This is a genomic window from Tunicatimonas sp., from assembly GCF_049647865.1.
Taxonomy (GTDB): domain Bacteria; phylum Bacteroidota; class Bacteroidia; order Cytophagales; family Cyclobacteriaceae; genus Tunicatimonas.
Genome location: NZ_JBARYM010000009.1, coordinates 1 through 4725, shown reverse-complemented (window position 1 = coordinate 4725; position 4725 = coordinate 1). Strand labels below are relative to the sequence as shown.

Below are 4725 nucleotides of genomic sequence, written 5' to 3'. Positions count from 1 at the left end.
TTCATCTAACGTTCCGGGAATATAGCCACGATTCACTGCCGGATTGTCCCGAATTGGGTAGATGCGCCGATCCAAGGTTAACCCTTCGTCGATGCCCGAGGTTGGAGTATGGTGTTTATTCCGGGATAAATAATTTGGAGGGACTAGATCGGCGTGGAGTTGCGACCAGTTGTAGTTGTAGTACAAGCGTCCTTCATTATCGTGACTCAAGCCCCACTGCCCCCGAAATTCGGTGCTATCACGCTGCCACTCACCATCGACTAGCTTATAGCGAAAACGTGATTTAGCGTTGTAGTACCAATTATCTACGCTGCGCCACAGTCCATTATCGGAGTGTTCGGGCAAACCGTTGGCCGCGTAATCGGAATCTACCAATGTTTTAGTGTCAGCTTGCAAATCGCCGTCAAGATCTTCGGTCATCCATAGCGAATTGTTTTCGGCGATCAAGGCTCCGCCCTGAACTACCGCCAGAGCCCGGGGCATAATCAGACTGTCCAGATAGATGGTACTCTTATCCATCTGCCCGTCACCATCTAGATCTTCCAGTACCGACACTCGGCCCACCGGCTGATTCTCCCCTTTGCCCTTAATAGTAGGCATAAAGCCCCGCATTTCTACTACCCACAATCGGCCGTCTTCGTCAAAGGTAATTACCACTGGTTCTTGTACCATTGGTTCAGCCGCTACAAGTTGAACCTTCATACCTGGTTCTAACTGAAAAGTAGCCATTTCCTCAGCCGGAGTAAGCACCGGTGAAGGTTCTTCGTACTTTGAGTATGTAGTGGTAGAAGTAAAAAATAATGAAGTAAGTCCCAGAACTAGAATGACAATTCGCTTAGCCATATTTTTTACGCTAATTTTCTACTCAAATTAACATTTTATTTTAATATAGCGTAAAGGCTTATAAATATTTCATTCAACTGCTAGGTGAACGCCCTTAACTTTTAATTTCTCGCACCCCAGTATGGTCGTAGCCCTGCTTCCGTTCTAAAGCAATCATCGCTTGGGGTCGGAAGTTGGTAATGAAAGCCCGGCGACGTAGCTCGGTACTGTTTCCCCGACTGTAGTGAAGCGTGCCACCGTGGTGTAATACGCAATCTCCTGGCTGAAGCTCTACCGCTACGCCTTCTTCTTCGGTGGCCCGACACTCCAAAGCACCTCCCCCCTTCCCCGCCGACCGGTGCGGGCGCATAGTTTGAAGATGGGAACCCGGCACGTACCACATACAACCGTTATCCAATTTAGCTTCATCCAACGTACCCAACAGCTAACCGCTCGTTTATCGGGCAGATCGATCCAATAAGCGCAGTCCTGATGCCAAGGAGTAGGAGTATTGGAAAAGGGAGCTTTATCAATCAACATATCAAAATCCAGGGCCATATCGTCTCCTAACAGCTGCTGGGCGAGGAATAGGGTTTTCTGATGCAAAGCAGCGTTAATTGGTTCTGTCATTATCCGGAAAGGAGTCATGATTTGAGTGATCCGCTCGGTGGTTAACGAAGCTGGTTGTTCCGCATGACTTCCTAAATCCGAACGGTAGCGGCTAACGTCAATTCGGTTAGATAAAAATTCTTCGTAAAGGTCTCGGTAATAATCCACCTCCTCGCTAGTCATCAGATTTGAAACTTTTAAGTAGCCGTTTTTTTCAAAGAATAGGCGTTGCTTCTGCGTAATAGTCATATTGAACTGGTATTTATTTAAAATTAGTGAGTGCTAATGATTTGACAAGTGGAAAAAAGAGGTTAGTTTGATCTACACTCTTTTTATTCAGACCTATAACCTACGATGCAATCACCTACGTTATCAATCTCGGCAAAAATATTTCACCAACCTATTTTCCAGTGCTTACTGCTGATCGTTTCATTTGGGGTACTACCCGGTGTCTTAAACGGTCAAAATTTACCGTTGGACGATAGCAACCCCAATGTTTTGTTCATTGCTATTGATGACTTAAACGATTGGCTAGGAGTTATGGGCGGACACCCGGATGCTATTACCCCTCATATGGATAAACTTGCCGCCAGTGGGATTCTTTTTCAAAATGCGCATTGCCAAGCTCCACTTTGTGGACCATCTCGAGCTTCTATTATGACGGGATTGCGTCCTTCTACTACCGGCATCTACGGAATGGTTGATGACAACAAAATCAAACTCGATAACCCCGCTACCGCGGACATTATTTTTTTACCGGAGTATTTTAAGCAACAGGGCTACCACACCATGGGAATTGGCAAACTCTTCCATCACCACGCTCCCGAGGGATTATTTGACGAATCGGGTGGCCGAGCTAGAGGGTTTGGACCGTTACCGGAAGAACGGTTTGTTTGGGATGGCTTTGGCGGTGAGAACTACGGTCGCACAAGCACTGATTGGGGAGCTTTTCCAACCAAAGATTCACTTATGCCGGATTACCAGTCGGTACAATGGGCAGCGGAGAGATTAGGCCGTGACTACGATCAACCGTTCTTTCTAGCTGTAGGATTTTTACGCCCCCACGTCCCATTGTACGTTCCTCAACCGTGGTTTGATCTGTACCCAACCGAAAAATTGAGTTTACCTTCCTACCGAGCGGATGACTTAACCGATGTACCTCCCGTAGCGCATAAGATCAATGATCTACCGATGATGCCTAGTACCGAGTGGGCGATCAAATCCGGTTCCTGGGACGAGATTATTCAGGCCTATTTGGCTTGCGTTAGTTTTGTGGATTATCAGGTGGGGCAACTGCTAGAATCGCTGAAAAAAAGTGCGTACGCTGATAATACGATCATTGTACTTTGGTCGGATCATGGGTACCGACTGGGTGAAAAAGGCACTTTTGCCAAGCATGCGTTGTGGGAAGAAGCCACGCATACTCCTTTAATTTTTTCTGGCCCCAACATTCCGGCCGGAAAAGTAGTGGACGAACCAGTAGAACTGCTTTCGCTGTACCCTACTTTGCTAGAACTGGCGGGACTACCAGCCTACGAACGCAACGAAGGTCGGAGCTTAGTCTCCTTGATACAGGGTCCATCCAATGATGAAGATTGGTCGGCGGTTACCACGTTCGGTAGAAACAACCACGCGGTTCGCACTAAGAATTTCCGGTACATCCACTACGAAGACGGCGGGGAAGAACTGTACGACCATACTACTGACCCGCAGGAGTGGAATAACCTAGCCAGTCAGGTTAAGTATCAGTCACAAAAAGAAAAACTCAGTAAGTATTTACCTAGCACTAATGTGCCCTGGAATACCCATTCTTCCTACACCTTTCAGCCCTATTTTGTGGAGCAAAAGGCCCGAGAAAGTGAGAACTAATTTTCAGCAAATGCTGATTAAATCTAAGCTACGACTTATAACCGGCTTACCATGATTGGGCCGAAGTGATAGCCGATGACCAGTCAGTTGACAAATACTACGAAAGTTCATAATTTCGTACGTAAAAATTTTCACGTATGAATTCCAAATTAACCTTGTCTATAAACCAACTCGTCATTGAGGAGGCGAAGGAATACGCAAAAGCAAGCGGAAGAAGTTTATCCAGTATCGTAGAAGAGTACCTGAAATCACTCGCTCAATCAGAACAATCTGACAAGAAAAAAAGCAAACTAAAAATAGTCCGTGAATTAAAAGGGTCGGTCAAACTACCTAAAGATTTTACTTCTTACGAAGATATACTGCAAGATGCTTTGATAGAAAAATACCTGGGCGAATGAAGAAGCTGTATCTAGATTCCGATGTGCTTTTAGATTTACTGCTCGATAGAGAACCATTCTCAGAAGCTATTACCGAACTCATTGAAGAAGCAGTGAATAGCGATATAAAGTTGTACACCTCACCAATAAGCATCACCAACATTCACTATATAATTAGTAGATTAGAAAACCGAAATAAGGCAGATTTACAGATACAGAAAGTCCTAAAAATCGTGCGCTTGGAAAATGTAGGACAATCGGTAATTGATAGTGCCTCACAATCCCAGTTTAAAGATTTTGAAGATAGCGTTCAGAATTACTGCGCAGTAGAAGGGGGACACCAAATAATAATTACTCGAAACACCAAAGATTACAAAGAGAGTGAATTATCGATATTGACACCAAAGGAATATCTAGCTAAGACACAAAGTGAATAGAAAAAAGCGTGGCACTAATAGAAAAGATACATGAACAGAATATTACTAACTACCACCTATGACTACTACGTTACGCTACTTCACTACTGTACTTCTACTCGCTACCTCGCACCTTCTCTTCGCTCAAACTACTACTCCCATACAAGCAGTCAATGAAGAGAATATTTTAGCGGGGGATCAAACCATTGCTATTGTAGGAGCGACGCTCATTGACGGAACCGGTAGTGACCCGTTATCCAACGCTACCGTCGTCGTACGAGGCAATGAAATTGTTGCGGTGGGAAGTAACAAGGATATTAGCGTTCCGGAAGAGGCCGAAGTAATTGATGCGAAAAGACTTACTTTACTTCCGGGCCTGATTGACGCTCATTTTCATAAAGTCAGCGATTCTATAGCGATTCAACTGCTACAACGTGGGGTTACTTCGTTGCGCGACCCGGGGGCTTCGATAGAATCCTACGAAACCACGCTAGAATTTGATTCCCCACTTCCGCGCCTGTACCTCACTGGGCCTCACCTAGATGGTTTCCCCCCGGCCTACCCTCAAAATTCCTACATCGTACAAGATGTGGCTGAGGCTGAACGAATTGTTGAACGGTTAGTAAATCAGG

At 45.3% G+C, this 4725-nt stretch carries 7 protein-coding genes; 4 read left to right on the top strand and 3 right to left on the bottom strand.

Features of this window, described 5'->3' with window-relative positions; all coding sequences use genetic code 11:
• From WBA23_RS00245 to WBA23_RS00235, 3 genes are all read right to left on the bottom strand, one after another.
• Positions 1–843, bottom strand: an 843-nt coding sequence (locus tag WBA23_RS00245) for a DUF7133 domain-containing protein (RefSeq protein ID WP_424580219.1), incomplete at its 3' end; no start/stop codon positions are given.
• 94 nt (positions 844–937) lie between these two features.
• Positions 938–1225 carry a phytanoyl-CoA dioxygenase family protein gene (locus WBA23_RS00240; RefSeq protein WP_424580218.1) on the bottom strand — a complete coding sequence of 96 codons (288 nt, stop codon included), beginning with the start codon at positions 1223–1225 and terminating at the stop codon, positions 938–940.
• Positions 1120–1680, bottom strand: coding sequence for a phytanoyl-CoA dioxygenase family protein (locus WBA23_RS00235; protein ID WP_424580217.1), 561 nt, complete (start codon positions 1678–1680; stop codon positions 1120–1122). The genes WBA23_RS00240 and WBA23_RS00235 overlap by 106 nt, the downstream gene beginning before the upstream one ends.
• Before the next feature lie 105 nt (positions 1681–1785).
• Here WBA23_RS00235 and WBA23_RS00230 point away from each other — a divergent pair, with 105 nt between their 5' ends.
• The 4 genes from WBA23_RS00230 to WBA23_RS00215 all read left to right on the top strand — a co-directional run.
• Positions 1786–3300 (top strand): sulfatase, encoded by a 1515-nt coding sequence (locus tag WBA23_RS00230; protein WP_424580216.1) that lies wholly within the window; start codon positions 1786–1788, stop codon positions 3298–3300.
• Positions 3301–3437: 137 nt separating this feature from the next.
• Entirely contained in the window at positions 3438–3698 is a 261-nt protein-coding gene (locus WBA23_RS00225; RefSeq protein ID WP_424580215.1) for a DUF6364 family protein, read from the top strand.
• Positions 3695–4114, top strand: coding sequence for a PIN domain-containing protein (locus tag WBA23_RS00220; RefSeq protein WP_424580214.1), 420 nt, complete (start codon positions 3695–3697; stop codon positions 4112–4114). The genes WBA23_RS00225 and WBA23_RS00220 overlap by 4 nt, the downstream gene beginning before the upstream one ends.
• Positions 4115–4172: 58 nt before the next feature.
• Positions 4173–4725 (top strand): amidohydrolase family protein (locus tag WBA23_RS00215; protein ID WP_424580213.1); only part of this gene is annotated, 553 nt, incomplete at its 3' end.

Excerpts from the sequence above, each read along its gene's own strand:
- WBA23_RS00240 (WP_424580218.1), bottom strand. The coding sequence starts at position 1,225 with ATGTGGTACGTGCCGGGTTCCCATCTTCAAACTATGCGCCCGCACCGG.
- WBA23_RS00235 (WP_424580217.1), bottom strand. The coding sequence starts at position 1,680 with ATGACTATTACGCAGAAGCAACGCCTATTCTTTGAAAAAAACGGCTAC.
- WBA23_RS00230 (WP_424580216.1), top strand. The coding sequence starts at position 1,786 with ATGCAATCACCTACGTTATCAATCTCGGCAAAAATATTTCACCAACCT.
- WBA23_RS00225 (WP_424580215.1), top strand. The coding sequence starts at position 3,438 with ATGAATTCCAAATTAACCTTGTCTATAAACCAACTCGTCATTGAGGAG.
- WBA23_RS00220 (WP_424580214.1), top strand. The coding sequence starts at position 3,695 with ATGAAGAAGCTGTATCTAGATTCCGATGTGCTTTTAGATTTACTGCTC.